The organism is Cobetia sp. SIMBA_158 (assembly GCF_046566945.1).
Taxonomy (GTDB): Bacteria; Pseudomonadota; Gammaproteobacteria; order Pseudomonadales; family Halomonadaceae; genus Cobetia; species Cobetia amphilecti.
Genome location: NZ_JAWJYL010000019.1, coordinates 13,746 through 39,159, shown reverse-complemented (window position 1 = coordinate 39,159; position 25,414 = coordinate 13,746). Strand labels below are relative to the sequence as shown.

General features: G+C 61.4%; 20 protein-coding genes and 5 tRNA genes. 17 read left to right on the top strand and 8 right to left on the bottom strand.

The genetic code is table 11. The annotated features are described in order from the left end of the window. Positions 1-66 precede the first annotated feature (66 nt). The 7 genes from mutY to R2R70_RS18225 all read left to right on the top strand — a co-directional run bounded on the left by mutY (position 67) and on the right by R2R70_RS18225 (position 2,305). Positions 67-1,239: an A/G-specific adenine glycosylase gene (mutY, locus tag R2R70_RS18255; RefSeq protein WP_410978675.1), complete on the top strand. Its 1,173-nt coding sequence runs from the start codon at positions 67-69 to the stop codon at positions 1,237-1,239. 138 nt (positions 1,240-1,377) lie between these two features. Next, entirely contained in the window at positions 1,378-1,689 is a 312-nt protein-coding gene (locus R2R70_RS18250; protein WP_107335675.1) for an oxidative damage protection protein, read from the top strand. A 104-nt stretch (positions 1,690-1,793) separates the two neighbouring features. Continuing rightward, positions 1,794-1,869 (top strand) — tRNA-Phe (locus tag R2R70_RS18245). A 5-nt stretch (positions 1,870-1,874) separates the two neighbouring features. Further along, positions 1,875-1,949 (top strand) — tRNA-Gln (locus tag R2R70_RS18240). 49 nt (positions 1,950-1,998) lie between these two features. Next, positions 1,999-2,074 (top strand) — tRNA-Thr (locus R2R70_RS18235). A 77-nt stretch (positions 2,075-2,151) separates the two neighbouring features. Continuing rightward, positions 2,152-2,227: transfer RNA gene (locus tag R2R70_RS18230), tRNA-Phe, on the top strand. 3 nt (positions 2,228-2,230) lie between these two features. After that, a tRNA-Gln gene (locus R2R70_RS18225) sits at positions 2,231-2,305 on the top strand. A 131-nt stretch (positions 2,306-2,436) separates the two neighbouring features. On the opposite strand, the gene R2R70_RS18220 is transcribed toward R2R70_RS18225, so the two are convergent. The 4 genes from R2R70_RS18220 to R2R70_RS18205 form a co-directional block, all read right to left on the bottom strand. Continuing rightward, positions 2,437-3,522 (bottom strand): sigma-54 interaction domain-containing protein, encoded by a 1,086-nt coding sequence (locus tag R2R70_RS18220; RefSeq protein ID WP_267895289.1) that lies wholly within the window; start codon positions 3,520-3,522, stop codon positions 2,437-2,439. A gap of 346 nt (positions 3,523-3,868) precedes the next feature. After that, complete coding sequence (locus R2R70_RS18215) at positions 3,869-4,252, bottom strand: hypothetical protein (RefSeq protein ID WP_279835155.1); 384 nt, start codon at positions 4,250-4,252, stop codon at positions 3,869-3,871. Positions 4,253-4,368: 116 nt separating this feature from the next. After that, a complete protein-coding gene (locus tag R2R70_RS18210) occupies positions 4,369-5,232 on the bottom strand; it encodes a hypothetical protein (protein ID WP_410978674.1) in 864 nt (287 codons plus the stop codon). Positions 5,233-5,257: 25 nt separating this feature from the next. Beyond that, positions 5,258-6,172 carry a CsgG/HfaB family protein gene (locus tag R2R70_RS18205; RefSeq protein ID WP_225996534.1) on the bottom strand — a complete coding sequence of 305 codons (915 nt, stop codon included), beginning with the start codon at positions 6,170-6,172 and terminating at the stop codon, positions 5,258-5,260. A 589-nt stretch (positions 6,173-6,761) separates the two neighbouring features. On the opposite strand from R2R70_RS18205, the gene thpD reads away from it, so the two are divergent. Next, on the top strand, positions 6,762-7,868 hold the full coding sequence (gene thpD / locus R2R70_RS18200) for an ectoine hydroxylase (RefSeq protein WP_318833289.1): 1,107 nt from the start codon (positions 6,762-6,764) through the stop codon (positions 7,866-7,868). 260 nt (positions 7,869-8,128) lie between these two features. Next, positions 8,129-8,863, top strand: coding sequence for a fumarylacetoacetate hydrolase family protein (locus tag R2R70_RS18195; protein ID WP_176675972.1), 735 nt, complete (start codon positions 8,129-8,131; stop codon positions 8,861-8,863). A gap of 213 nt (positions 8,864-9,076) precedes the next feature. Here the strand turns inward: R2R70_RS18195 and speA are convergent, their stop codons facing one another. The 3 genes from speA to R2R70_RS18180 all read right to left on the bottom strand — a co-directional run bounded on the left by speA (position 9,077) and on the right by R2R70_RS18180 (position 12,639). After that, entirely contained in the window at positions 9,077-10,975 is a 1,899-nt protein-coding gene (gene speA / locus R2R70_RS18190) for a biosynthetic arginine decarboxylase (protein WP_410978673.1), read from the bottom strand. 176 nt (positions 10,976-11,151) lie between these two features. Further along, on the bottom strand, positions 11,152-12,114 hold the full coding sequence (locus tag R2R70_RS18185) for a homoserine kinase (RefSeq protein WP_107335670.1): 963 nt from the start codon (positions 12,112-12,114) through the stop codon (positions 11,152-11,154). A gap of 195 nt (positions 12,115-12,309) precedes the next feature. Then, positions 12,310-12,639 (bottom strand): DUF2782 domain-containing protein, encoded by a 330-nt coding sequence (locus R2R70_RS18180; protein ID WP_082388170.1) that lies wholly within the window; start codon positions 12,637-12,639, stop codon positions 12,310-12,312. 357 nt (positions 12,640-12,996) lie between these two features. Between R2R70_RS18180 and polA the strand changes: the two genes are divergently transcribed. Further along, positions 12,997-15,879 (top strand): DNA polymerase I, encoded by a 2,883-nt coding sequence (gene polA / locus R2R70_RS18175; protein ID WP_410978672.1) that lies wholly within the window; start codon positions 12,997-12,999, stop codon positions 15,877-15,879. A gap of 63 nt (positions 15,880-15,942) precedes the next feature. Here the strand turns inward: polA and R2R70_RS18170 are convergent, their stop codons facing one another. Continuing rightward, positions 15,943-17,139 (bottom strand): hypothetical protein, encoded by a 1,197-nt coding sequence (locus R2R70_RS18170; protein ID WP_410978671.1) that lies wholly within the window; start codon positions 17,137-17,139, stop codon positions 15,943-15,945. 295 nt (positions 17,140-17,434) lie between these two features. Between R2R70_RS18170 and R2R70_RS18165 the strand changes: the two genes are divergently transcribed. The 7 genes from R2R70_RS18165 (at position 17,435) to R2R70_RS18135 (ending at position 25,384) form a co-directional block, all read left to right on the top strand. Next, positions 17,435-18,940 (top strand): sigma-54 interaction domain-containing protein, encoded by a 1,506-nt coding sequence (locus tag R2R70_RS18165; protein ID WP_410978670.1) that lies wholly within the window; start codon positions 17,435-17,437, stop codon positions 18,938-18,940. Between the two features lie 451 nt (positions 18,941-19,391). Then, positions 19,392-20,528: a TRAP transporter substrate-binding protein gene (locus tag R2R70_RS18160; protein WP_082388171.1), complete on the top strand. Its 1,137-nt coding sequence runs from the start codon at positions 19,392-19,394 to the stop codon at positions 20,526-20,528. Then, positions 20,525-21,256: a TRAP transporter small permease subunit gene (locus R2R70_RS18155; protein ID WP_082388172.1), complete on the top strand. Its 732-nt coding sequence runs from the start codon at positions 20,525-20,527 to the stop codon at positions 21,254-21,256. The genes R2R70_RS18160 and R2R70_RS18155 overlap by 4 nt, the downstream gene beginning before the upstream one ends. Further along, on the top strand, positions 21,246-22,595 hold the full coding sequence (locus R2R70_RS18150; protein WP_054555227.1) for a TRAP transporter large permease subunit: 1,350 nt from the start codon (positions 21,246-21,248) through the stop codon (positions 22,593-22,595). The genes R2R70_RS18155 and R2R70_RS18150 overlap by 11 nt, the downstream gene beginning before the upstream one ends. Positions 22,596-22,738: 143 nt before the next feature. After that, the gene (locus R2R70_RS18145) at positions 22,739-23,362 is read left to right on the top strand and encodes a hypothetical protein (protein ID WP_192838691.1); all 624 of its coding nucleotides are present in this window, start codon (positions 22,739-22,741) and stop codon (positions 23,360-23,362) included. A gap of 232 nt (positions 23,363-23,594) precedes the next feature. Beyond that, complete coding sequence (locus tag R2R70_RS18140) at positions 23,595-24,737, top strand: TauD/TfdA family dioxygenase (protein WP_410978669.1); 1,143 nt, start codon at positions 23,595-23,597, stop codon at positions 24,735-24,737. Next, entirely contained in the window at positions 24,734-25,384 is a 651-nt protein-coding gene (locus R2R70_RS18135; protein ID WP_410978668.1) for an HD domain-containing protein, read from the top strand. The genes R2R70_RS18140 and R2R70_RS18135 overlap by 4 nt, the downstream gene beginning before the upstream one ends. The last annotated feature ends 30 nt before the right edge of the window (positions 25,385-25,414 follow it).

Below are 25,414 nucleotides of genomic sequence, written 5' to 3'. Positions count from 1 at the left end.
GGCTGGCGTGCTGCCGTTTGAGCCCAGGCCATGGCGTCGACCATGGCGCGAGCAGAGGAAGTTTTGATGGCGCGACCTGACATTGCTGCCACGCCAGACGTGACAGCTCCCGAGAGCCACGCCACACCCGGCTTCGAAGACATCGCCCTGAGCCCCGAGGCGTTTCAGGCGCGCGTGTTCGACTGGTTCGATGAGCATGGCCGCAAGCATCTGCCCTGGCAGGAGAACACCACGCCGTATCGCGTGTGGGTCTCGGAAATCATGCTCCAGCAGACCCAGGTCGCGACGGTGCTGCCGTACTACGCCCGCTTCATGGAGCGCTTCCCGGATGTCGCGGCGCTGGCGGCGGCGGGTATCGATGACGTGCTGCACCTGTGGACGGGCCTTGGCTACTACGCGCGGGCGCGCAATCTGCACAAGGCCGCGCAGCAGGTCGTGAATGAGCACGACGGCGCCTTCCCGGTCGAGAGTGTCGAGGCACTGTCGGCCTTGCCGGGTATCGGGCGTTCGACCGCCGGGGCGATCATCAGCATCAGCACCGGACAGCGGGCGCCGATTCTCGATGGCAACGTCAAGCGCGTGCTGGCACGCCTGCATGCCGTGGAAGGCTGGCCGGGACGTCCGGCGGTGGAGCGCAAGCTGTGGACGCTGGCGGAACGCTACACGCCGCAGGTGCGGCTGGCGGACTGGACCCAGGCGATGATGGATCTCGGAGCCACCCTGTGCACGCGCGGCAGCAAGCCCGATTGCGCGCGTTGCCCCTTCGAGGAAGTCTGCGTGGCGCATGCGCGTGGCGAAGAGAAGCGCTTCCCCGAGAGCAAGCCCAAGAAGACCATTCCGACGCGTCAGACGCTGATGTTGCTGGTCAGCGATGCGGCGGGAAAGATCCTGCTGGAACGCCGTCCGCCGACGGGCATCTGGGGCGGCCTGTGGGCGCCGCCACTGGTCGAGGACCGCGAGGCCGCGCGGGAATGGGTCGCTCGCGAAGCCCGCGGCGCCCATCTGGAGGCGCCACTGGCGAGTTTCGAACATGTCTTCAGTCACTTCCGGCTGACCATCACGCCGCAGCCGATACAGCTTGGGGAGGCAGGGCTTGCGCCAGCTCAAGCGGCCGGGAGCGTCAACGAGTCAGCCGCCGACCGCCGCTTCGTCGACCCTGCCGCGCCGGACGCCGTGGGCCTGCCGGCGCCGGTCAAGGCGCTGCTGGCGCGCTGCACGGATGATCTGTTCGGCCTGTGAGGCCTTGTCGGTGTCGGCATCGGCCGTACGTCTGGGGCAAAGCGGCTCAAGCGTGCGAGAATGAGGCAACAGTAAAGGCGTCTGGCGAAGGCTCGGCGCTCATCCGCACTGACATCCAGTTCTCTTACGGAGTTACCCATGCGCACCGTACATTGCCGCAAGTATGACCAGGACCTGCCGGGTCTCGATTTTCCGCCGCTGCCGGGCGATAAGGGCCAGGACATCTGGTCCAACGTCTCGAAGCAGGCATGGGAAGAGTGGCAGGCGCTGCAGACGCGTCTGATCAACGAGAAACACCTCAACATGATGGATGCCGACAGCCGTCGCTATCTGATGGAGCAGATGGATCGCTTCTTCAACAACCAGGAGACGGACCAGGCCGAAGGTTTCGTGCCGACGGACGCCGCCGCCAAGGGTGAATCGCAGGGTGGACAGGGCTACGAAGTCTGAGTGGACGGCGAGGACGGCGGAAGGCGAATTACGACGCCAAATTCTTGATAAGCAAGGGTTGACGTCGGGAAAGGTTTTCTATTTAATACGTCCTCGTTGGCAAGGGCCAGATAGCTCAGTTGGTAGAGCAGGGGATTGAAAATCCCCGTGTCGGCGGTTCGATTCCGTCTCTGGCCACCAAGTGTTGGGGTATAGCCAAGTGGTAAGGCACCGGTTTTTGGTATCGGCATTCCCAGGTTCGAGTCCTGGTACCCCAGCCAGCTGACATGCAGTAACGTAGTAAGAAGACTCATATCTTGAGTTCTTTGTGCCGGCTTAGCTCAGTTGGTAGAGCAACTGACTTGTAATCAGTAGGTCGAGGGTTCGACTCCTTTAGCCGGCACCATCTTCAGGCTTCTGTAGATGAGCGAAGAACACACGATATAGAGGTCGCCTTGGCGGCTTTTTTTGTGTCTTCAGGTTGGCCAGATAGCTCAGTTGGTAGAGCAGGGGATTGAAAATCCCCGTGTCGGCGGTTCGATTCCGTCTCTGGCCACCAAATTGGGGTATAGCCAAGTGGTAAGGCACCGGTTTTTGGTATCGGCATTCCCAGGTTCGAGTCCTGGTACCCCAGCCAATTCTGGCTAGCTGATGAAGTCGCAGGATGAATTCGGCAGCCAACAGAAAAGCCACCCTTCGGGGTGGCTTTTTTGCATCTGGAGTAAAGGTCTGGACGGCGGCTTGGTATACCGCAGGCCAGCGCTCATCTCAGTGCGAGGTGGGCTCGTCCGGGTGCATCGCCAGCCAGCTCAGGCGCTTGCGATAGATGGTAGAGGGGGCGATCTCCAGTATCGCCGCAGCGCGGGGGATACTGCCGTCACAGGCGCTGATGACGCTCTCGATCGCCTCGCGTTCGACCATCCACAGCGGGCGCAACGTGGTCTCGCTGTCCTTCTGCGCGTTGTGGCTGACTGACGTGCGATGCGCCGTGCTGGAAGGCAGGTCCAGCATGTCGGCCGTCAGCACCTCACCATCATTGAGGATGATGGCGCGCCGCAGCGTGTTTTCCAGCTCCCGCACATTGCCGGGCCAGTCATGGGCCAGCAGCTGACGCTCGGCACATGCACTGAGTCGTGTGAAGCGCTTGCCCTCGTGACCTGCCATGCGGCCCAACAGCCCGGTGGCGATCTCCAGGATATCCTGACCGCGCTCGCGCAGCGGCGGCACCTTGAGCGGGATGACGTGCAGACGATAGAAGAGGTCTTCCCGGAAGCGGTGAGTATCGACCAGTACCCGCGGGTTCTGATGCGTGGCGCACACGATGCGGCAATTGACCTCTACCGTGCGCGTGGCACCCACCGGCATGACCTGTCCTGTCTGCAGGAAGCGCAGCAGCTTGCTCTGCAAGGGCAGCGGCAGCTCCGCGATCTCATCGAGAAACAGCGTCCCCCCATCTGCCGCCACGGCGAGCCCCTGCTGGGCGCTCACGGCCCCGGTGAAAGCCCCGCGCACATGTCCGAACAATTGCGACTCCAGCAGTTCTGCCGGAATGGCGGCACAATTGACGGCGATGAACGGGCCGTCACGTACCGGGCTATGGCGGTGAATGGCAGTGGCACACAACTCCTTGCCGCTGCCGCTTTCGCCGGTGATGAAGATGGGAGCGTCCGAGTGGGCGACCTGGATGAGAGTGCGATAGAGCGTCTGCATGGCCGATGAGTCTCCGATAAACTCCCCAAAACCGCGAGGTCGCTTTACCGGTAGTTCCCTTACCCGCGAGGTAGTGGAGATATCGTCAGCCAGATTCAATGCAGTAGCCGATGATGCAGCCTGATGAGCTTTCAGTGCGGTCATGAGTGTTGTTCCCTTGCTGCTGGTCTTTCTGCATTGCCTGCGCTTCGTGCGAGCGGGCTGCGAAAGAATAATTGTCGGGCTGCTTCTGGTGACAGCCTCACCGGAGAGTCTGGATTCTCCAGCGTTGAGTGTTCGTCTTGGGGGTTTATCGAGTACCCATATAGAGGTTAATGACTTGTGCGAGATGATCATGGCGGCTTTTAGTGCGTTTTTTCCGCTCCCCCTGAGTGGCAGACTTCTCAGTCTCGACGCTTGCCTGGCTGACCAACTCTCTACTCACGCTGAAAGGGTGAGTTCTGGTATCTGACGGTCTGTCTTCCCGCGGATGACTGTCCCGAGCAGTGCATCACTGGGCGTCTTCCTCCTCATCTTCGTTGTTGTGGGTAATGGTGAAGTCAGTCGACGACGTCTGAGAGCTGCCATCCGCGGACTGATCCGCAGTGCTGTCGATGGTGCCGGTGGAACCATCACTCAGTGTCTGTTCGATCTGTTGCCAGTTGCCGATCGAGGTACTGCTGCCGGTATTGAGGGTGTATTCCCCGATATTGGTATCGGACCCTTCCCCCAGGCTGCCGGCCTTCTTGCTCTCGTAGAGAATCAGGGCGGTTTCTGCGCTACGTGCCGGAAAGTCGTAGGGGAAGGGCCCCATCAGCGAGTTGGCGCTGGCCGTCGTGGCCAGCAGGCATCCCGCGCTGACGACTCCCAGGCTGATACGTGTGAAAGCATTCATGTCTTGCTCCTTTCGCTCTGTGAAAGATGCAGTGTCTGATGCGTGAAGACTCTTATGTCGGCAGGTACTGAAACACACGCGGGTCGCCCCGCGTGTGTTGGTTGCCTGCTGAGGATTTACGGAGTAACGGGGCCGACGGAGACGGACATGTTGTTACCCACAGAGGTGGCCGTGTTGCTGATGACCGGGCCTTCGAAGCTGCCCACTGGAGGCAAGCCGAGCATGACATTGGTCACTGAAGCCGTGGAGGTCACATCGGCAAGGCTGAACTGGGTGTTGTCGGCAATCAGCGCGGTATCAAGACCAGTTGTGTCCTGGGTGACCGACAGGTTATTGCCTACCGAGGTCGCGGCATTATCCACACTCAGATTGAGGATGTTGTCCACAGTGGCCACTGAGTCGATGTTCGCTTTATGGAAATAGCCCCCTGCCAGGATCTGCTCGTTATGCAGATTGACCATGGCATCGCTCTCGATGGAGGCATTGTTGCCGACTGAGGTCGCCGCATTTTCCAGACTTTCCAGACGTGTGATCTCAGCATTCACGACTGGGTCGGTGGTGGTGGTAGTGATATAGCCAATGGCCCCTGCACCGGCGCCTGCAATGGCATCCGCATCGGCACTTACGCTAGCACCATGTCTACCGAAGTATGCGTCAGCCCCTGCACCGGCAGCTGCGCCAGCGACTGCACCCACGCCAACTCCGACTTCAGTAGTGGTTTCACCGGGGCCAGAGCCGTAACTGATGTCGCTGACGATGGCTTCCGAGCTGACGTCACCGATCTGCTTCTGGAAATTCTCGATCATCACCAGGCCGCCCGGATCGACGATTTTCGGGTCGATATCGGCTTCAACCTTGATCTTGCTCATGACCTTGCCGTGCCAGTTCCACTTCACGTTATCGAAGGCTTGCGCCTGGCTTGCCATCATCATGCCGCTTACGAGACCGATGGCGACTGCGAGCTTATTATAGGTAGTCATTGTCATGTTCCTCATGAATGTTGACTTATTGTGCTGCGCTGGATGCTGCCGGTACTTCTGATGCGGGTGTTGCTTGCAACGGTGTTGCGACTGCTTCATTGCCACTTGCTGCATTGCTGCTGGTATTGGCTGCGGCCACTTGCTGCGTGTTGCTATCGTCATCTGCAACATGCTGTCCCGGGTGCAATGCACATTCCTGTCCCGCAGGTACAGGAAGTCCCAGGCCTTCAGTCAGAAGCTGATACGCGCCCATCTCCACGACTGATCTCACCCCCAGCTGCAGTGGTTCATTGCGCACTGCGCCGGAATCAAACTCGATCAACTGATTGCCGAAGAAGCGGTAGATACCGGCTTCGACTTCGTAACCGACCACCTGCTTCTGCAGGCTGGTGACATAGACGGTGCGGAAGGTGCGGATATCGACCATGCGCAGGTCCAGACCGACGTTGATGACTGCAGTGCGCAGTCCGGCCCCGATTCCGCTGACGAACAGGCGGGCACCGCCGCTTGAAATGTTGTAATTGAGCTCTGTCAGTGCACCGAGAACCACGAAATGCGAAGGAAGTACCGCGAGGTTCCGGGGGGTATAAGCCAATGCCTTCTGCTCGAAAAGTTGCTGCTCTGCCAGCGGGACTCGCACATCGAGACGCTCGGTAAGATGTACCTTGCGAGTCTTGTAGAGGGCACTTATCAGCATCTCGGATACGCCCTGGGTCACGGCAGCGCTCTCTGTCACGGTGGAGTAGCTGCGTTGACCGGTCTTGTCCGTCACCTGGCCCACTGCAATCACAGGCAGGTTGGTGGCGCCTTGCACCCGGCTGAGTGATACGAGGCATTCACTATATGGCGTGTTGTTTGAGGTGACTGGTGGCCCTACGACCGGTTCGACATTGTCGAATTTCGGTTCGACAGCTGCGCAGCCCCCCAGCACTGTGGCCATGCAAGCGGCCATGCATATCCGTGGCTTAAACATGCTGGAAGTTCCCCTGGTGTGACGCATGATCCTGCGCCGTTATTTTTTCTCTGATATGTCTCTATCAGTTGTTCTGCCGTGTTTTCTAAGGGGCATGAAGCGTGCCAAACAATTTCACAATATTTCACAGACACTTACGCATTAATGCGCAATGTTGCGTGCGATGCGTTTTGCAAATGGCGAAGCGAAGTGAGGGGAAATACCACGGGCGTGGTGCCAGTGATGAGTCGCTGATTAAGCCGCTTGTCTCACGGAAGATGAGAGTTCGTGGCAACAGGATGAGTCGGGACTGGCGAGAGGGGATGACTGAAGGAATTTGTCATCCGCGAGGCACAGGCAGCCTCATGTTTTCTTGAGAAGGGTGATGGCGGGTGTGGTGTGAGATTGGATGGTCTTTTAACGATCTTGTGGATCAGATCTCTATGCTTATTTCATGAATCTCGGGGTTGAAGTCTGTTGTATGGCCCATAGGTGGGACAGTGCGGGCAAGCCGCATGCTAGAACGCCAGATTCCACTTTCCTCAATGCAAGACATTGATGCCTTAAGGAGAGCATGATGACAGCTTCACGCCATATGACCTCGTACAACGCCACTTCTGCTCTTTCGTCTAAGCAACGCCAACATGAGCAGACCGATGGTGGCAACGTCAGCGCCGCTGCAGAAGCCTCCAATCAGCAGCTGGACGCCCGTCAGACCAATGCCGACCGTGATCAGGCGCCGGAAGCCTATCTCGACAAGTCGGGCAGCGACCGAGGCTCCGATCACTCGAGAGACGCCTATCCGACGCGCCTGAGCCAGCCGCCGGAGCATCTGTGGCAGAAGCGCCGCGAGCCCGTCGTGCACTCGCGTGCCGATGAGGGGCCGCTGGGCGCCGAGCAGCTCAAGCGTTTCAAGAGTGACGGCTTCCTGTTCGAGCCGGAATTCCTAGCGCCGGAGGAAGTCGAGGCGCTGAAGACCGAGCTGGCAGCGCTGCTCGACAACGAAGAGTGGCAGGGGCGTGATTTCACCATCACCGAGCCCAAGAGCCGCGAGATTCGCTCAATTTTCGCCGTGCACTTCCTGTCCGAGCGCTTCCGCCAACTGGCAGAAGACCCGCGCCTGGTCGATCGCGCGCGCCAGATCCTGGGGGGCGATGTCTATCTCCACCAGTCGCGCATCAACTACAAGCCGGGCTTCGAGGGCAAGGGCTTCAACTGGCACTCGGACTTCGAGACCTGGCACGCCGAGGATGGCATGCCGGAGATGCGCGCGGTCAGCGCCTCGATCATCCTGACCGACAATCACCACTTCAATGGCCCGCTGATGCTGATCCCCGGCTCGCATGAAGTCTTCGTGCATTGCCTGGGCGAGACGCCGGATGACAACCACAAGTCATCCCTGCAGACCCAGAAGGTCGGTGTGCCCTCGCGCGAAGCACTGAGCGAGCTGATCGCCGAACGTGGTATCGAAGCACCGACCGGTGCCGCCGGTGGCCTATTGATGTTCGACTGCAATACGCTGCATGGCTCCAATGCCAACATGTCGCCGGACCCGCGCAGCAACGCCTTCTTTGTCTACAACCGCGTCGACAACGCGATGCAGGCGCCCTTTGCTGCCGCGCGTCCGCGCCCGGAGTTTCTCGCGCACCGTCTCGATGGTGGCTGGGACGAACTTGAAGACTGAGCTTGAAAACTGAAGTTGAATACCGAGCTTGAAAACTGAAGTTGAAGACCGAGCTTGAAGACTGAAGTGGAAGACCAAGCTTGAAAGCTGCGCTTTGAAGACGGAAGTGGACTGAACTGCACAACGCCGGGTTGCGCTCAGGCGGCGAAATCTCGGACGTTGGTGTGGTAGTGGCAGGCTGTCGGGGCGACGTATCATTGCGATATCTCTCATTGATCGTCTTTCATTGATCCTCCATCACGCCCCGACAGGAGTTCTGCATGCCGCTTGCTCAGCGTTTCACCCCGCGTTTCAGCGATGGTCGCGTCTTCGCTCATGACCTCGGCAAGGTGGTCTGTGTCGGCCGCAATTACGCCGCCCACGCCGCGGAGCTCGGCAATGAAGTGCCCAGCGAGCCGCTGCTGTTCATCAAGCCCGCCACCAGCGTGACGCCGATGGACAAGCCCTTGGCGATCTCGCGGCGTCGTGGCCAGTACCATTACGAGGCCGAGCTGGCGCTGCTGATCGGCAAGCCGCTGTGTGAAGCCAGCGAAGCAGAGGCGCTGGAAGCACTGGCCGGCATGGGGCTGGCACTGGACCTGACCCTGCGTGAGCGCCAGAGCAAGCTCAAGGCCAAGGGCCAGCCGTGGGAGCTGGCCAAGGCCTTCGATGGCAGCTGTCCGCTGTCTTCCTTCGTGGCGCTGGAAGGGCCGCGTTGGCGTGATGCCGATGGCGAGCTGCACAGCGTGGATTTCCAGGCGCTGCACTATCGCTTCGCCATCGACGGTGAGCAGCGCCAGCAGGCGGATACCAGCCTGATGCTGTTCCCCGTCGCGCGTCTGCTCAGTGAGATCAGCCACAGCTTCACCCTGCTGCCCGGCGATGTGGTGCTGACCGGCACGCCGGAAGGCGTCGGCGAGCTGAATCCGGATCAGGCGCTGGCACTGGCGCTGGATGCCCCGGATGGCAGCGGCGAGCTGTTGCGTGTCGAGACACGCACGCGCGGCGTGGCATGACGTCTGAGGCTGAGACAGCCCAGAGTCTGTAGACAGCAGCCCTGAGCGAGTTGAAAACAGCTCTGAGCGGGTTAAAAAAGAAAAGCCCCTGCCGGGTCACCGGCAGGGGCTTTTGCTGTCTGGGCTTTAGCTTTTGCTATCCGGGCCAATCCTTCCGAACCTGATCCTTCCAAACTCGGTTTATTGAGCTAGGGCCCGAGCCTCGCACAAGTCTCAGCTCTCCAGGTAGGTATAGCCGTCGAGACCGGCCTTCAGGTCTTCGAGCAGGTCTGCCTGTTCCAGCGCATTCAGGTTGGATGACTTGAGCTGACGCGCGAGGCGTGCGGCCAGCTGCTCCGGGTCGAAGTTCACGTAACGCAGCACCTGCGCCACGCTATCACCCTGAATCGCATGCGAAAGCTGCCACTGGCCATCATCGTCGAGGCTGGCATCCACGGAATCGGTATCGCCGAACAGGTTGTGCAGGTCGCCGAGGATTTCCTGATAGGCGCCGACCATGAAGAAGCCGAGCAGCTTCTCTTCATCGGCATGCCATTCCGGCAGCGGCAGGGTGGCGTCCAGGCCCTGGTCATCCACATAGGTATCGATGCGGCCATCGCTGTCGCAGGTGATGTCCTGAATCACGCCACGTCGTGTCGGCGCGCGATCGAGACCGGTCAACGGCAGGATCGGGAAGATCTGCTCGATGCCCCAGATGTCCGGCAGCGACTGGAACAGCGAGAAGTTGACGAACAGCTTGTCGGCCAGCTTCTCGTTGAGCTCATCGAGCACCGCGCGGTGCGAACGCTGGCGCGCATCGAGACGCCCGGCCAGGCTGCGACACACGTTGGTGTAGATGGCTTCGGCCTCGGCGCGGATGGCGATACTCGCCAGCCCCATCACGAAGCGCTCCTGCACCTGATGCTGGGCGTGCACCACTGCGTGGTAGATCTCTACCAGCTCACGCGGCTCCAACTGACCTTCCAGTCGTGCGGCCTGCGCCCACAGCGCGGCGATCTGGGCATCGTCCTCGCGGCGTGCGGGCAGCGGCAGGTTCACGCGCTCCTCGCCGATCACGTCCGTCACCAGCACCGCGTGATGGGCGGTCAGGGCGCGGCCGGATTCGGAGATGATATGCGGATGCGGCAGGTCATGGGCATCACAGATGGCGTGGAAGGCACCGACCACATAGTCGGCATATTCGCGCATCGAGTAGTTGAGCGAGCAGGCGCTTTCCGAACGCGTGCCTTCGTAGTCCACGCCCAGGCCGCCGCCGACATCGACGATTTCCACGCCGGCGCCAGCTTCGTGCAGGCCCTGATAGAAGCGCGCGCACTCGGCCAGACCGCGCTGGATGTCGCTGATGTCCGCGATCTGGGAGCCAAGATGGAAGTGGACCAGCTTGAGGCAATCCAGCGCATCCACCTCGCGCAGACGTTCGACCAGCGCGACGATCTGGCTGGCGGTCAGGCCGAACTTGGACTTCTCGCCGCCGGTGTTCTGCCAGTTGCCCTTGCCGATGGTGGCCAGGCGCGCGCGCAGGCCGATGCGCGGACGCACGCCCAGGCGCTGTGCCTCTTCCAGCACCAGTTCCAGCTCGCTGGCCTTCTCGACCACCAGATGCACGCGGTGGCCGAGCTTCTCGCCCATCAGCGCCAGACGCACGTATTCGCGGTCCTTGTAGCCATTGCAGACAATCACCGACGGGCCGCTGTCCGACAGCGCCAGTACGGCGAGCAGTTCCGGCTTGCTGCCGGCTTCCAGCCCGACACGCCCGCGTGAACGCTCGCTGGTCGCCAGCAGTTCCTCGACCACGCGACGCTGCTGATTGACCTTGATCGGGTAGACGGCGGTGTAGCTGGCGCCATAGCCGCGCGAGCTGATGGCGGCATCGAAGGCAGCGCACAGCTGCTCGACGCGGTCATGCAGGATATCGGCGAAGCGAACCAGCAGCGGCAGGCGCAGGCCCTGGGCGCGCGCCTTGTCGATCAGCGAGATCAGCGGCAGCGCAGGCGTGCCCGGCTCGCCATGCGGGCGCACCAGTGTCAGGCCATCCTGGCCCACGTCGAAATAGCCGCTGCCCCACTGGTCGATGTTGTAGGTGCGGCGTGCTTCGGCTGCAAAGGAGGTCATCGCGGTCTCCGGAGATGGACGGCGTGAAGGCAAGCCCGGCGGTGCTCAACAGGTGTGGGCAGCGTCGGAGAAGACAATGACGCCCGCAGGAATGCGGGCGCTCAGAGGGCGCATTATGCCTGCTGGGGGCCAGCAGGCAATTGCTTTGACGACTCGGTCAGTACGGAAGGTACCGATCAGGCCGGTTGCGTGGCCTCGGGCAGCGGCAGAGCGCCTTCCTCGATGCGGCGACCCAGCAGCTGGCGGTACTGTGCCGGGTCCTTCGGCGTCAGGCTATGGGCGGGCGGGTCCACGTAGACCACCAGCAGGCGTGACAGCCAATAGCGCAGCGCGGTCATGCGCAACATGCTCGGCCACAGGCGGCGCTCGTCGGCGTTCATCGGGCGCTCGGCCAGATAGGCACTGAGCAGGGCGTCATAACGCGCCTGGTCCAGACGGCCATCGTCATTGGAGCACCAGTCATTGACCAGAATCGACAGATCGAAGATCAGGTCGCCGGTGCAGCCGTTGTAGAAGTCGATGATGCCGCCGAGGCGGTCGCCGTCGAACAGGGTGTTGTCGCGGAACAGGTCACCGTGCAGCGCGCCCTGCGGCAGGTCGACACCGCTGAAGACGTCTTCGCAGACATCGATCTCGTCGGCCATCAGCGCCTGGTCTTCCGGGCTCAGATACGCCAGCACCTTGTGGTGCATCGGCTTGATCCAGTGCAGGTCACGGGTGTTGGGGCGGTGGCCGGTGAAGTGCTGCGAGACGGCATGCATGCGCCCCAGCGCCGCGCCGATCTCGCGGCACTGGGCCACGTTGGGCGAGACCGGCCAGTTGCCCGGCATACGCGGGAACAGCAGCGCCGGCTTGCCTGCCAGCACCTTGAGCGCCTGGCCGTCGCGGTCGTGCAGCGGGCCCGGCACCGGCAGCTTGTGGCTGGCGAGGAAGTCGAGCAGCTCGACGAAGAAGGGCAGTTCCGCATGCTCGCCCTGCTCGAACAGGGTCAGCACCATCTCGCGGCGATCGGTGGTGACGAAGAAGGTCGAGTTCTCGGTGCCGTGCGCGACATCCTCAAGCGATGTCAGCGTGCCTGCGTCGTACTCTGCCAGAAATTCTGCGACCTGAGCGTCGCTCAGGGGGGTAAAGACTGCCATGGGTGACTCTTCTCGCCGAAATGTGTCCGCCCCGCCAGTGGCGCGCCGCCGGAGCGAAGCGGCGGCAATGCGCTGACAGGAGTTGTTGTAGGTATGCAGGAAGGATGCCGCCACGCCCGGGGGCAAGAGGTGTGCCGCGGGCGTGACGCCTGTCGCTGCTGGCTCAGCTGTCGCGTGAACCAGATGCCGAGCTTATCACTTTTTCAGTGCCCAGCCGGGTACCTTGAGCTGGCTGGCGCTGGTGACGCTGGACTTGATGAAGTTGCCGTTGCCGTCACTGTCGAGCAGGAAGAAGGGCGCGCCGCCCTTGGGGATGATCTCGATGGCATACAGATGGCCATTGACGCGGTATTCGCGCAGCTGGCGGTCATCCTGCTGACGGCTGGTGATCTGCGGCTTGGGGGCCTCGCTCTCGGCGACGGCCAGCGGCGCACTCAGGGCGGTGACGGCCAGCAGCAGCCCGGTGGCCAGCAGCGTGGGCAGGCGCAGCAGGGAATGCGGAGCAATGGAAGCAGTCGAGCGCATGACAATCCTCCTTTACACAAGCGCAGCCTGTATCAGGTTCCGCGTGCAAAAGTTCTGTGAGCAAGGGGCCTGCAGGCAGGGTGCCTGCGAGCAAGCACCCGGTGCGTACCCGTGCAGAAGACAAGCGAATCGGCGCTGGCCTGAAACCTTGCCTGATGGGCGCAGTTTACGTCCCTTGTTGGCAGTGTGCACGACTTCCCGCCATCAATGCCGGGCGCAGAAGACACACGCGCAGAGGGTAGCGACTGTGCCTCGCCGCAGCCCTTGCGTATCATGACAGCCATAGCTGCCGAGAGGTTTTCGGCCCCGACTCTGCTTGCCCCAAGCTCACCCTTCAGCCTACGGATGCGACTGCTCATGGCCGCCACGCCGATCGTTCTCGTCGATGGATCTTCCTATCTCTATCGTGCCTTTCATGCTCTGCCGCCGCTGACCACCTCCAAGGGCCTGCCCACCGGCGCGGTGAAGGGCGTGATCAACATGCTCAAGAGCCTGATCCGCCAGTACCCGGACAGCCCCATGGCGGTGGTCTTCGATGCCAAGGGCAAGACCTTCCGCGACGACATGTACCCCGAGTACAAGGCCCAACGTCCGCCGATGCCGGATGACCTGCGTCTGCAGGTCGAGCCGCTGCATGCCTGCGTGCGCGCCCTTGGCCTGCCCCTGCTGTGCGTGGAAGGCGTCGAGGCCGATGACGTCATCGGCACCCTGGCGCGCATGGCGACCGAGGCCGGGCGTGACGCCGTCATCTCCACCGGCGACAAGGACATGGCCCAGCTGGTGAACGAGCACATCACCCTGGTCAATACCATGAAGAACGAGACGCTGGACGTGGACGGCGTTACCGAGAAGTTCGGCATTCCGCCGAACCTGATCATCGACTTCCTCGCGCTGATGGGCGACAAGGTCGACAACATTCCCGGCGTGCCGGGCGTGGGCGAGAAGACCGCGCTGGGCCTGCTGCAGGGCATGGAAGGCGGCCTCGACACCATCTACGGCGATCTCGATCGTATCAAGACGCTCAGCTTCCGTGGCGCCAAGACCCTGGCCAAGAAGATGGAAGCGCATCGTGAAGATGCCTATCTCTCCTACCGTCTCGCCACCATCAAGCTGGACTGCGAGCTGGAATATGGCCTGGATGACCTCGCGATCGCCGCACCGGACACTGCCGCGCTGGTCGAGCTCTACAAGGAGATGGAATTCCGCGCCTGGCTGAAGGAGCTGCTGGAAGGCGGCGACATGGCAGCCACGCCGCATGCCGATGAAAAGGACAGCGGAGTCGCCGGCAGTGATCTGTTCGGTGACAGCATCGCGCCTGTCGCTGAAAAGGCCTCTGGCAAGGGCAAGTCCGCCGCTGCGCCAACGCCTGATCTGGCAGCGGCGGAGGAGGGCGACGAGATGCCCGATGCGCTGCCGCCGCGTGAGGAGCGCAACTACCGCGCCATCACCGATCAGGACGAACTGGATGAGTGGCTCGAGCGCGTGCGCAAGAGTTCCTCGCTGTGCTTCGATCTCGAGACCACCAGCCTCAACTACATGGAGGCCGATATCGTCGGCATCGGCATGGCGCTGGAAGTCGGTGAGGCCGTCTACATACCGGTCGCCCACAGCTATCTGGATGCGCCAGCGCAGCTCGACCGCAAGGCCGTGCTGGCAGCGCTTACCCCGATTCTGGCCGACTCCGCCATCACCAAGATCGGCCAGAATCTCAAGTACGACATCGAGGTGCTGGCGCGCTATGACATCGCCGTGGCCGGTCCACTGGCCGACACCATGCTGATGTCCTACGTGCTCAACTCCACGGCCACCCGGCACGACATGGATTCGCTGGCGCTCAAGTATCTGGGCGAGAGCACCATCAGCTTCACCGACATCGCCGGCAAGGGTGCCAAGCAGCTGACGTTTGATCAGATCGCGCTGGAAGAGGCGGTGCCGTATGCCTGCGAGGATGTCGACATCACTCTGCGTCTCGCCGCGCTGTTGATGCCACGCATCGAGACGTTGGGGCGCCTGGATGACGTGCTGCGTCAGCTTGAATATCCGCTGATTCCGGTACTGGCGCGCATCGAGCGCAACGGCGTGGCGATCGACCCCGAGCGCCTGCACACCCAGACCCGTGAGCTGACCGAGCAGATCCACGACATCGAGAAGCAGGCCTTTGAGCTTGCGGGCCGCGAGTTCAACCTCTCTTCCCCCAAGCAGCTGGGCGAGATTCTCTTTGAAGAGCAGAAGCTGCCGGTCAAGAAGAAGACACCCAAGGGCGCGCCGTCCACCGCCGAAGCGGTGCTTGAGGAGCTGGCGCTGGACTACCCGCTGCCCAAGCTGATCATGCGTCACCGTGGCATGACCAAGCTCAAGAGCACCTACACCGACAAGCTGCCGCAGCTGGTCAACCCGGCCACGGGTCGCCTGCACACCAGCTACCATCAGGCCGTCACCGCCACGGGGCGTCTGTCGTCGTCCGATCCGAACCTGCAGAACATCCCGGTGCGCAGCGACGAAGGCCGTCGCATCCGTCAGGCCTTCATCGCGCGCCCCGGCTATCGCATCGTCGCGGCGGATTACTCGCAGATCGAACTGCGCATCATGGCGCACCTCTCTGGTGACAAGGGCCTGCTCTCGGCCTTTGCCGACAACCGCGACGTGCATGCTGCCACCGCAGCGGAAGTCTTCGGCACCGAGGAATCGCGTGTCAGCAGTGACCAGCGTCGCAGCGCCAAGGCCATCAACTTCGGGCTGATCTACGGCATGTCCGCCTGGGGCCTCTCGCGTCAGCTGGATATCGACCCCGGCCAGGCCAAGACCTATATCGAGCGCTACTTCGAGCGTTATCCGGGCGTCGCCACCTACATGGAAGACACGCGTCATCTCGCCGCGCAGCAGGGCTATGTCGAGACCATCTTCGGCCGTCGTCTCTACCTGCCGGAAATCGGCTCGCGCAATCACGCGCGTCGCAGCGCCGCCGAGCGCACCGCCATCAACGCCCCGATGCAAGGCAGCGCCGCCGATATCATCAAGCGTGCCATGATCGACGTGGACGCCTGGCTGGCGGACAGTGACTCAGGCTACGACGCCATGATGGTCATGCAGGTACACGATGAACTCGTCTTCGAAGTCGCCGAAGCGCAAGTCGACGCCTTCATGAAAGACGTTGCCCAACGCATGCAAGATGCCGCCGCCCTCGATGTCCCGCTGCTCGTCGAAGTCGAGCAAGGCGACAACTGGGAAGAAGCGCACTAAATAACGAGTAGCTGATTCCCCAAAAGTGCTTCTTCTGAATAGGAGAAGCACTTTTAAAGTTGCTTAATAAGGTTTTAGGAAGTCGATGGATTTTTTTATATTGCATAGCCCATTGATTTTTGTGAGTATATCCAGAAACTCTTCTTTTAATATGCCTCTTTCTGTTTTTTGTCTCGCGTTTAACTCTTTGATATTTGATTTGTAGTCTCTTATATAGTCTTCGCTATACTTGAGATTATATCCAAAATCATAAAGTGCTCGTAAGCCTGAAACGTATTCAACGGTAACGAGATGCTGATTATCGCGCCATGCTTTTGTCTTTAATTCATCGTGTTTTTTTAGATCATCGAGACTTGGCATGTAGATTTTAATCATTTCTGTGCTTTGTTCCGGCGTATTGCCGTAATCCATATTGATTTCTTGCCAAGAGGAATAGTACGCATCAAGTGATTCTTCAGTCACCCCTAGTAAATCAAGATCCATATCTATGTTTAATGAAAACTCATAATGCTCTTTTATGATGTTTATACACCGGATGAGTTCTCGGTTACTTATCGAGTACTCCGTTCTTAACTTTTCTTTTTGTATCGCAAAAGTATCTTCATTCCAGTTATCTATTGAAGGCAAACACATAGAGATGTGCATTATATCCTGCCTGGATAGAGTTTGCGTAAAAGATCCTTTGTCGTATTCTTCTATAAGATTTTCACTGAGCATGTTGAGCTCTTCCATTCTTTCTTCTATATAGGTGAATACATGACTAAGTCTTTCAATGTTTATTATTCTGACCTCGGTCAAGTGTCTTATTTTCTTATTGTTTTCAGGATATCGAAATGTTTGACCTTTGGCGTCAATCTTCCCTATGTCTTTGATGTATTGGTCAAGAAGGGTGATAAGCTCACAATATCTTTTGTCTATAGAAGCTGATTTTGTTTTAAATGTTTCCCATATTTTGTTGATATCGTGCCCCATTGTACTCTCTAATGGCGACCTTTGCTTTTTGAGACTGGATAGTTGTTGAAGAAGTGACAGTTCATTCTTTATTCTAAGCTCGATGGAGTGTCTCATGTTAAAGCAAATTGGGTATATCATTTCGTCTTGATGATATTTATTGCTATTATCCGATAAATATAATTCAATTAGTGCGTTAGCCGAAGTGGAATAGCCTCGTGCAAAATCCATGTAGCCTGGCATCCCGTTGTTACCTACGCAAGCATTATGAATAGTATTGGATCCATTTCTGAATACTAGATTGTCCATTATATATGTCCTTTTGTCATTAATGTCTATTAGTGATTGTACAACATAAATTATTATCAGCTTTTGTTTTCATCTACGACCACTGGCTACGTTGATCCTTGGCGGTGATAGGTCGATGCTGAAAGACAGCGTCCGGTTTTCCGGACGCTGGCTGCGTGATGGCGCAGCTCATAACAATCAGATCCGGCGGGTGTGGTGGCAGAGGGATACGGCTGCCCACGATGACCGGACACGCCAAGGGAGAGCGGTGATGGCTCAGCAGATGCCTGTGTCAGGCGCGGTGGGCGGGGAGAAAATGGCTGCCCCGCTGCGCGATGATCTACCTGCCACCTCGATTCATCTGGAGCGGGCGCGCCGCGAGTTGCTGCGTGCCGCGATGGATGCGGTGGAGGAGTGGGTCGTGGTGGTGGATGCCCAGGGTGGTATCCAGTTTCTGAATGCGCCCTATGCCGAGTTTCTCGGCGTCGAGGCCAGCGAGGTGCTGGGACGCGATGTCAGCGAGGTGATCGAGAACACCCGCATGCACGAGGTGCTGGAGAGCGGACGCGCGGAGCTTGCCCAGCTGCAGTTGATTCGTGGCCACCACATGATTGCCCACCGTTACCCCATCTTCCGCGATGGCGAGCTGATCGGTGCCATCGGCTCGGTGCTCTATCACGACACCTGGGAATGGCGGCAGGTGAATGCTCAGGTTCAGGCGCTGGAAGCGGAGGTGGACTATTACCGTCAGGCGCTGGAAACCCCCACCGGCGCCCGCTGGCAGCTGAGTGACATCATCGGCGATTCGCCCGCCATGCGGGAACTTGCCTGCAAGGTGCGCAAGATCGCCCCCGGCGGTGCCTCGGTGTTGATCCGTGGCGAGTCCGGCACCGGCAAGGAGCTGTATGCCCATGCGCTGCATCGCAGCTCGGCGCGTGCCAAGGGCCCCTTCATCAAGCTCAACTGTGCGGCGATCCCCGAAGCGCTGCTGGAAGCGGAGCTGTTCGGCTATGAAGAAGGTGCCTTCACCGGCGCCAAGCGTGGCGGCAAGCCCGGCAAGTTTCAGCTCGCGGATGGCGGCACGCTGTTTCTCGATGAGGTCGGCGACATGCCGCTGGCGATGCAGGCCAAGCTGCTGCGCGTGCTGCAGGACCGCGAGGTCGAGGCGGTCGGCGCGACCCGTCTGGTCAGTGTCGATGTGCGTGTCATCGCCGCGACTCACCGCCCGCTGGAAGCGCTGGTCGAGAGCGGCGAATTCCGCGAAGACCTCTTCTACCGCATCAATGTGGTGCCCTTGAAGGTGCCGCCACTGCGCGAGCGCTGCGACGACCTGCCGACCCTGGCCACGCACCTGCTGTCACGTCTGGCGCGACGCAGTGGCCGCCGCCCGCCGATTCTCTCCGAAGCCGCCCTCGAACGCCTGTGCGCCCACCATTGGCCCGGCAACGTGCGCGAGCTGGAAAACGTGCTCGAAGCCGCCTTCTATCTGGGCGGGAGCCATATCCAACCGACCGATCTACCGGATGCCATCGGCGCCCGGCATGGCGATGCGCGGCATGGCGATGCCCGACACGCCGCTACCCATCAAAGCGACTTGTCCACACCCGCTTCAGCGTCCGAGTCGTCCACAACCACCCGGGATTCGCACACCACGCCGGCCACGCTGCGTGAGGCGATGGCTCAGGCGGAGCGCCAGTTGATCGAGAACGCGCTGCGCGCCGCCGAGGGCAATCGCACCCGCGCCGCCCGTCAGCTCGGCATTGCCAAGTCCTCGCTCTATGAGAAGCTCAACCGGCATGGACTGTTGGCCGAAACGCCCTGATCGACCGGCATTTCACCTCCCCGCCACCAACGAGTGGCCAAAGCGTCCGGAATCTCGGTCAGGGACCGGAATTCCGGACGCTTTGCGTTTCTCGCCAGCCCACGGCCTGTATACCCGCATGGGGTCTGCATTCCTCTATCGGCATATTCGACTGGAGTCGTAGACAGAATTCATGACCGCGCGCGACCTTGGTCGCAGCCTTGGCGGCCTGAGTGTCCGGCTTTCCGGACGCTGTCGTGAGCCGATACTGCCGCGCAGGGCGCGGTGAGTCGCCTCGCGCGGGCCTTGCTCGCGTAGCTCTCTGAAATCATTGACGTTGTTGTGGCGTGGTCAGCCGCTTGCGTTGTCATCGGGTAAGTTGACGTAAGCGTCATCTTGCAACGTGGCTCATGTCCAGCAAGCCACAAGCCGTACGACCAGCGAGCAAAACAACAAATCAGGGAGCCGCACCATGTCGCAACACGCCACGCCGTATCAATCGACGCCGACCCGCCGCCTGCGCCTCGGAGCTGCCATTGCGGCGGCCGTGGCCACCACCACCTTGATGGCCGCCGCGCCAGCCCAGGCGGAAGGGCCGAAACAGCTCGACGTCGCCAGTACCTTCTCGACCAAGAACTTCCTCGGTGCCGGTGCCGTGCGCCTGTCAGAGGAACTCAAGAGCGCGACCGGCGGCGAAGTCGGCCTGCGCGTGCACGAGCCGGGGGACCTGGTACCGGCCTTCGAAGTCTTCAACTCCGTGTCTTCCGGTGCCATTCAGGCCGGTTGGGACTGGATGGGCTACTGGGCCGGCACGGTGCCGATCACCAACCTCTACGGCGCACTGCCGTTCGGCCCGAGCCCGGAAGCCTTCATGTCCTGGATGTGGGCCGGTGAGGGTACCGAGCTTGTGCAGGCCGCCTACGACCCCTACGGCGTGAAGGTGCTGCCGTGCTTCATCTCGCCGCAGGAAACCGGCGGCTGGTACAACAAGGAAATCAACTCGCCGGAGGACTTCAAGGGCCTGTCGATGCGCATCTCCGGCCTTGGCGCCAAGGTGCTCAACAAGCTGGGCGCCTCCACCCAGCTGGTGCCGGGCAGCGAGATCTACCTTGCGCTGGAGCGTGGCCGTGTCGATGCCACCGAGTTCTCGGTGCCGCAGGTCGATCAGGCGATGGGCTTCAATGAAGTCGCCAAGTACTACTACTTCCCGGGTTGGCACCAGAGCGCCAGCTGGTTCTCGCTGCTGATCAACCAGCAGGTATGGGACAGCTACAGCGATGAGCGCAAGGCGCAGTTCCAGACTGCCTGCCGCGCGACCCTGCAGTGGGCAATGGCCGAAGCGCCGCCGGCTCAGGTACGTGCGATCCATGAGCTCGAGGAGAAGGGTGTCGAGGTCAAGCGCTTCCCGGAGCCGGTGATGACCGCGCTGCAGGAAGCCTGGGGTGAAGTGCTGGCCGAAGAGAAGCAGACCAATCCTGACTTCGCCAAGGCCTACGATTCGCTGATGAAGCATGCCGCACTGATCGACGAATGGTACGAGCTGCAGGCCATGCCGCAGCCGATGGCCATGAAGCAGGCTGACAACGCTGACGAGGGTAGCGCCCAATGACCGACCCCCGCCTTGCGCCCTGGCGGGCACAGGGCGGGGCGGTGTGTGACGCCCTGGGTCGACCGCTGGTCGGCCTGGGGCTGTGGGTGGGTCGCCTGACCAGCTGGTTGGGTCTGGCGATCATCCTGGCCGTGCTCACCACCGTCACGCTCAACGCCCTGGGCATCAATGAAATCGCCAACTGGGGGTCGCCCGACGTGCTGCTGTTCGGCACCGCGATCACCATCAATTCCGTCACCGAGTTGCAGTGGCACCTGTTCGGTCTGCTGACGCTCTTCGGTGGCACCTACGCCCTGCACAGCGATACGCATGTGCGGGTCGACCTGTTCTATCAGCGCCTCTCGCCGCGCGGACGCGCCGTGGTCGATATCCTCGGCCACATCATCATGCTGATTCCCTTCTGCCTGCTGATCGCCTGGCTGTCCAAGCACTTCGTCACCATGTCCTACATGTCCGGCGAGAAATCCAACTATGGCGGTCTGGTGGACCGTTATCTGATCAAGGCGATGCTGCCGACGGGGCTGGTGTTCCTCGCCCTCGGCGCGCTGGGGCAGATCTTCGAGAATCTGGCCTGCCTGTTCGATCCGGCGCGCACCCCCGAGCGCCTGAAAGACCACGAGATTGCCAGTCTGGCCGGCCTTGCGGATCAGCAGAATGCTGCGCAAGCGACCACCGACGCCACGGCACCCCAGAATCATGCAGACGGGAGCCATGACAATGCTCGCTGAATACGCCTTGCCCATCACCATGGTGGTGGCACTTCTGATCGGTATCTTCTCCGGCTACCCGGTGGCCTTTCTGCTCGGCGGGCTGGGCATCCTGTTCGCCTTCATCGGCGACATCCCGCTGCCGTTTCTCGGCACCGTCGGCTCGCGCATCTTCGGTGGCGTGATCGAGAACTGGCTGCTGATCGCGATTCCGCTGTTCGTGTTCATGGGGCTGATGCTGGAAAGCTCCGGCGTGGCGCGCAATCTGCTGATGACACTGCAACGGCTGTTCGGTCGCGTGCATGGCGGTCTGGCCGTCTCGGTGGCATTGCTGGGCGTGGTGATGGCCGCCAGTACCGGCATCATCGGTGCCTCGGTGGTCATGCTGGGCCTGCTGGCGCTGCCGGTGATGCTGGGGCAGGGCTACAAGGCCGAGATGGCCTGCGGGGTCATCGCGGCCTCCGGCACCCTGGGCATCCTGATTCCGCCCTCGATCATGCTGGTGCTGATGGGCTCCATCCTGCAGATCTCGGTGGGGGCGCTGTTCAAGGCGGCGCTGATTCCGGGGCTGATGCTCGGCGCGCTCTACGTCGCCTATCTGCTGATCACCGCCAAGCTGCGCCCGGACTGGGCACCGCTGCCGGACCAGTCGCTGCTCGGCACCGACAAGACACCGCTGCCGCTGGCACTGCTGCGTGACCTGCTCGGTCCGATGGTGCTGATCGTCGCGGTGCTGGGGTCGATCATGACCGGTATCGCCACGCCCACCGAGGCCGCGGCCATCGGTGCGGGTGGCAGCCTGCTGCTGGCGCTGGTGATGGGCGGACTGTCCTTCTCCACCCTGCGCAACACGCTGCGCGATACCTCGCGGACCAGTGCGATGATCCTGTTCGTCGTCATCGGCGCGACCTGTTTCTCGGTGGTCTTCAAGCGCCTCGGCGGTGACTACCTGATCGAGGATGTCATCACCGGTACCGGCCTTGGCCCCTATGGCCTGCTGTTGCTGCTGATGGGGCTGATCTTCGTGCTCGGCTTCTTCCTCGAGTGGATCGAGATCAGCTTCGTGGTGCTGCCGCTGGTGGCGCCGGTGGTCGAGGCGCTGGACTTCGGGCTCGGGCTTTCCGGCCAGGGGCTGCTGGTGTGGTTCGCGATTCTGGTCGCCATCAACCTGCAGACGAGTTTCCTGACGCCACCCTTCGGCTATGCGTTGTTCTATCTCAAGGGCATCACCGCCGGACAGGTGTCCATCGGCACCATCTATCGCTCGATTCTGCCCTTCGTCGGCCTGCAGCTGGCGGGTCTGATCCTGTGCATGCTGTTCCCGGCGCTGGTGCTGTGGCTGCCGGGGCTGATGCCCTGACGCTCGCCACTTGGGACATCACAGGGAGGTGATGCCCAGGTAAGCAGAGAGCAGAGCAGAGGGCTGAGCAGAGAGCCGAGCAGCGCTATACGGCGTGAGGTCCGCAGGGGTGACCCTTCGGGGGTTCTATCAGGGAGAATGAGATGCTGCCACGACGCAGGGTATTGATCGCGGGGCAGGGGGAGTGGCTGGAGGCCATGGCGCGCACCTTTCTGGAAGATGGCGCCATCATCGCCCTGATGGGCACCGCGTCGGCGGACCTCGAACGCGTGCTGGATGCACTGGGCGGCGAGCAGTCGGACCGCTTCGGCCAGGTGGTTGGCGAGGGCTGCTTCGAGACATTGGTGGCGCGTCTCGGGCGCCTCGACGTACTGGTCTGCATGCCGCCTCAGGCCATGGCCGGGCAGTCGCTGGAAGCCTGCCTGGTCGCGCAGGTCGCCGGCCCTGGCGCCTTGCTCAAGGCGGCCTGTGCGCGCATGTTGCGCCACGGCGGACGCTTGCTGGCCGTGGCACCACCGCTGCCTTCGCAGCCGTCCTCGTCGCTGTCCTCACAGCTGTCCTCTCAGGAGCATCACGGCACTGCCATGGCACAGGCGGCGCTGAGTGAGTTGATCCAGCGGCTGGCGTCACGCGCGCCGGACAAGGTGCGCGCCAATCTGCTGTGCCCTGAGGGCAGCCGACCGGACGCCGTGGCGGAATGCGCGCGCTTCCTGGCCGGTGGCGCCGGGCGCTCCCTCAATGGTCAGGTGCTGCACCTGAGCGACTGATCTCCCGACAGACGTTTTACAACACAAGCGGCCGTGGCATTGCCACGGCCGCTTGTTGTCGTCTGCTGGTCTGACATATGGCCAATTTGATCAAATATACGTCCGATTATATCAACCCGCTCTGGCTGAAGTGATTAAGGTAGAAGGAGACTCAGCGTCGCACCAGCATCCGCGAGCAGGTACCTGACCAGTAAAACAACAGTGCCGCTCCCTCAGCCGTGGAGATCATCGAGTGCCCAGCAGCCCGCATTCCGTCAGCCTGAAAGACCATGGACAACAACTGCATCTGAGCCACGCCGAGGGCGATCTGACCTTCGAGGCGCTCTGGCTGCGTGAGCGGAGTCCCGATGAAACGACGCTCGATTCCCTCACCGGTCAGCGCCTGATCGAGGCGGCGGACCTGCCGCTGGACCTGAGCCTGACTCAGGCGCAGCTGGATGGCGACACGCTGTCGCTGGCCTTCAGTGACGGCCATGCGGCGAGCTTCTCGCTGGCGGCCCTGCTGGCGGAGTGTCAGCCGTGTGAGGCCTATCAGGGCATGACCTTCTGGCAGGGGAGTCTCGCCCAGCTGCCCGAGGCCGACTTCGCCGCGGTGCTGGAGGATGACGCGGCCTTGCTGGACATGCTCGAGCAGTTGCAGCGCTTCGGCTTCCTGCGGGTCAGCGGCGTGCCGGACACGGAGGACGGCATGCAGGGGCTGATCCACCGTATCGGGCCGCTGCGGCGCACCAACTGGGGCGGTATCGCCGACGTGAAATCCGTCGCCAATGCCTATGACCTCACGATGACCCAGCGCGGGCTGGAGCCGCATACCGACAATCCCTACCGCGACCCGATTCCGGGCTATATCTGGCTGCACTGTCTGCGCAACGCGGCCCAGGGCGGCGACAGCATGCTGGTGGATGGCTACAGCGCGGCGGAGCACCTGCGCCGTGAAGACCCCGAGGCCTTCGCCTGCCTGACAGAAGTCAGCCCCGGCTTCCGCTACCACGACGCCACCACGCGCCTGGAGAGCGAAGGCCCGCTGATCGAGCTGGACAGCCGTGGTCAGGTCGCCCGAGTACGTTTCTCCAACCGCACCGAGCGGGTGCCGGCGCTGCCCGGCGCGACCCTGCGTCGCTACTACGCTGCCCGCCAGGCGTTCTATCGCCTGATCTCCGGTGATGACTTCACGCTGCACCTCAAGCTGGCGCCGGGCCAGATGCTGATCATGGACAACTACCGGCTGTTCCATGGTCGCAGCGCCTTCCAGCTGGAGGGTGGCATCCGTCATATGCGCCAGGGCTACGTGGACCGCGACTCCACCGCCAGCCGCCGTCTGCTGCTGGCCGATCAGCTCGCCGGTCAGTTCGCCAATGAGGAGGCCAACGCATGAGCGAACAGGCCCGCTTCCGCAGTTTCCAGGAAAGCACGCATGCCGAGTGGGCGCTGATCGATGCGCGCTTCCGGGAATATCAGTCCGATGCCTGCCGGCGTGTGATTGAACATCTGGGGCGTCTCAAGGGCGATCACCACGGCTATCCGGTCGATCGCTACGAACACTGCCTGCAGACCGCCACCCGCGCGCTGCGCGCCGGCGCCGATGAGGAGATGGTGGTCTGCGCGCTGCTGCATGACATCGGCGATGACCTGGCGCCGGCCAATCATGCCGAGATCGCCGCCGGTATCCTCGAGCCGTTCATCGACCCGCTGAACACCTGGATGATTCGTCATCACGAGCTGTTCCAGGGCTATCACTACCGCGAATTCTTCGGTCAGGACCGCCACGCACGCGAGGCACATGCCGGGCATCCCGCCTATGAGCGCACTGTGCGCTTCTGTGACGAGTGGGACCAGACCAGCTTCGACCCCGAATACGACACCCTGCCGCTTGAGCATTTCATCCCGATGCTGGAGCGCGTGATGGCGCGCGCACCCTTCGGCGGCTTGCCGGACCTGGTGCCGAAGCCGGAGTCAGAACTTGAGACAGAAATTGGGCCAGAACTTGAGAAGGGCCTGGCCAGGCAGGCCAGTGCTCGCTGAAGACGCGCTCCGCCGGAGGATAAAGCTCTC

Bases quoted from the DNA above. Each gene is read 5' to 3' on its own strand.
- mutY (WP_410978675.1), top strand. From the start codon at position 67: ATGGCGCGACCTGACATTGCTGCCACGCCAGACGTGACAGCTCCCGAG.
- R2R70_RS18250 (WP_107335675.1), top strand. From the start codon at position 1,378: ATGCGCACCGTACATTGCCGCAAGTATGACCAGGACCTGCCGGGTCTC.
- R2R70_RS18220 (WP_267895289.1), bottom strand. From the start codon at position 3,522: ATGACCGCACTGAAAGCTCATCAGGCTGCATCATCGGCTACTGCATTG.
- R2R70_RS18215 (WP_279835155.1), bottom strand. From the start codon at position 4,252: ATGAATGCTTTCACACGTATCAGCCTGGGAGTCGTCAGCGCGGGATGC.
- R2R70_RS18210 (WP_410978674.1), bottom strand. From the start codon at position 5,232: ATGACTACCTATAATAAGCTCGCAGTCGCCATCGGTCTCGTAAGCGGC.
- R2R70_RS18205 (WP_225996534.1), bottom strand. From the start codon at position 6,172: ATGGCCACAGTGCTGGGGGGCTGCGCAGCTGTCGAACCGAAATTCGAC.
- thpD (WP_318833289.1), top strand. From the start codon at position 6,762: ATGACAGCTTCACGCCATATGACCTCGTACAACGCCACTTCTGCTCTT.
- R2R70_RS18195 (WP_176675972.1), top strand. From the start codon at position 8,129: ATGCCGCTTGCTCAGCGTTTCACCCCGCGTTTCAGCGATGGTCGCGTC.
- speA (WP_410978673.1), bottom strand. From the start codon at position 10,975: ATGACCTCCTTTGCAGCCGAAGCACGCCGCACCTACAACATCGACCAG.
- R2R70_RS18185 (WP_107335670.1), bottom strand. From the start codon at position 12,114: ATGGCAGTCTTTACCCCCCTGAGCGACGCTCAGGTCGCAGAATTTCTG.
- R2R70_RS18180 (WP_082388170.1), bottom strand. From the start codon at position 12,639: ATGCGCTCGACTGCTTCCATTGCTCCGCATTCCCTGCTGCGCCTGCCC.
- polA (WP_410978672.1), top strand. From the start codon at position 12,997: ATGGCCGCCACGCCGATCGTTCTCGTCGATGGATCTTCCTATCTCTAT.
- R2R70_RS18170 (WP_410978671.1), bottom strand. From the start codon at position 17,139: ATGGACAATCTAGTATTCAGAAATGGATCCAATACTATTCATAATGCT.
- R2R70_RS18165 (WP_410978670.1), top strand. From the start codon at position 17,435: ATGGCTGCCCCGCTGCGCGATGATCTACCTGCCACCTCGATTCATCTG.
- R2R70_RS18160 (WP_082388171.1), top strand. From the start codon at position 19,392: ATGTCGCAACACGCCACGCCGTATCAATCGACGCCGACCCGCCGCCTG.
- R2R70_RS18155 (WP_082388172.1), top strand. From the start codon at position 20,525: ATGACCGACCCCCGCCTTGCGCCCTGGCGGGCACAGGGCGGGGCGGTG.
- R2R70_RS18150 (WP_054555227.1), top strand. From the start codon at position 21,246: ATGCTCGCTGAATACGCCTTGCCCATCACCATGGTGGTGGCACTTCTG.
- R2R70_RS18145 (WP_192838691.1), top strand. From the start codon at position 22,739: ATGCTGCCACGACGCAGGGTATTGATCGCGGGGCAGGGGGAGTGGCTG.
- R2R70_RS18135 (WP_410978668.1), top strand. From the start codon at position 24,734: ATGAGCGAACAGGCCCGCTTCCGCAGTTTCCAGGAAAGCACGCATGCC.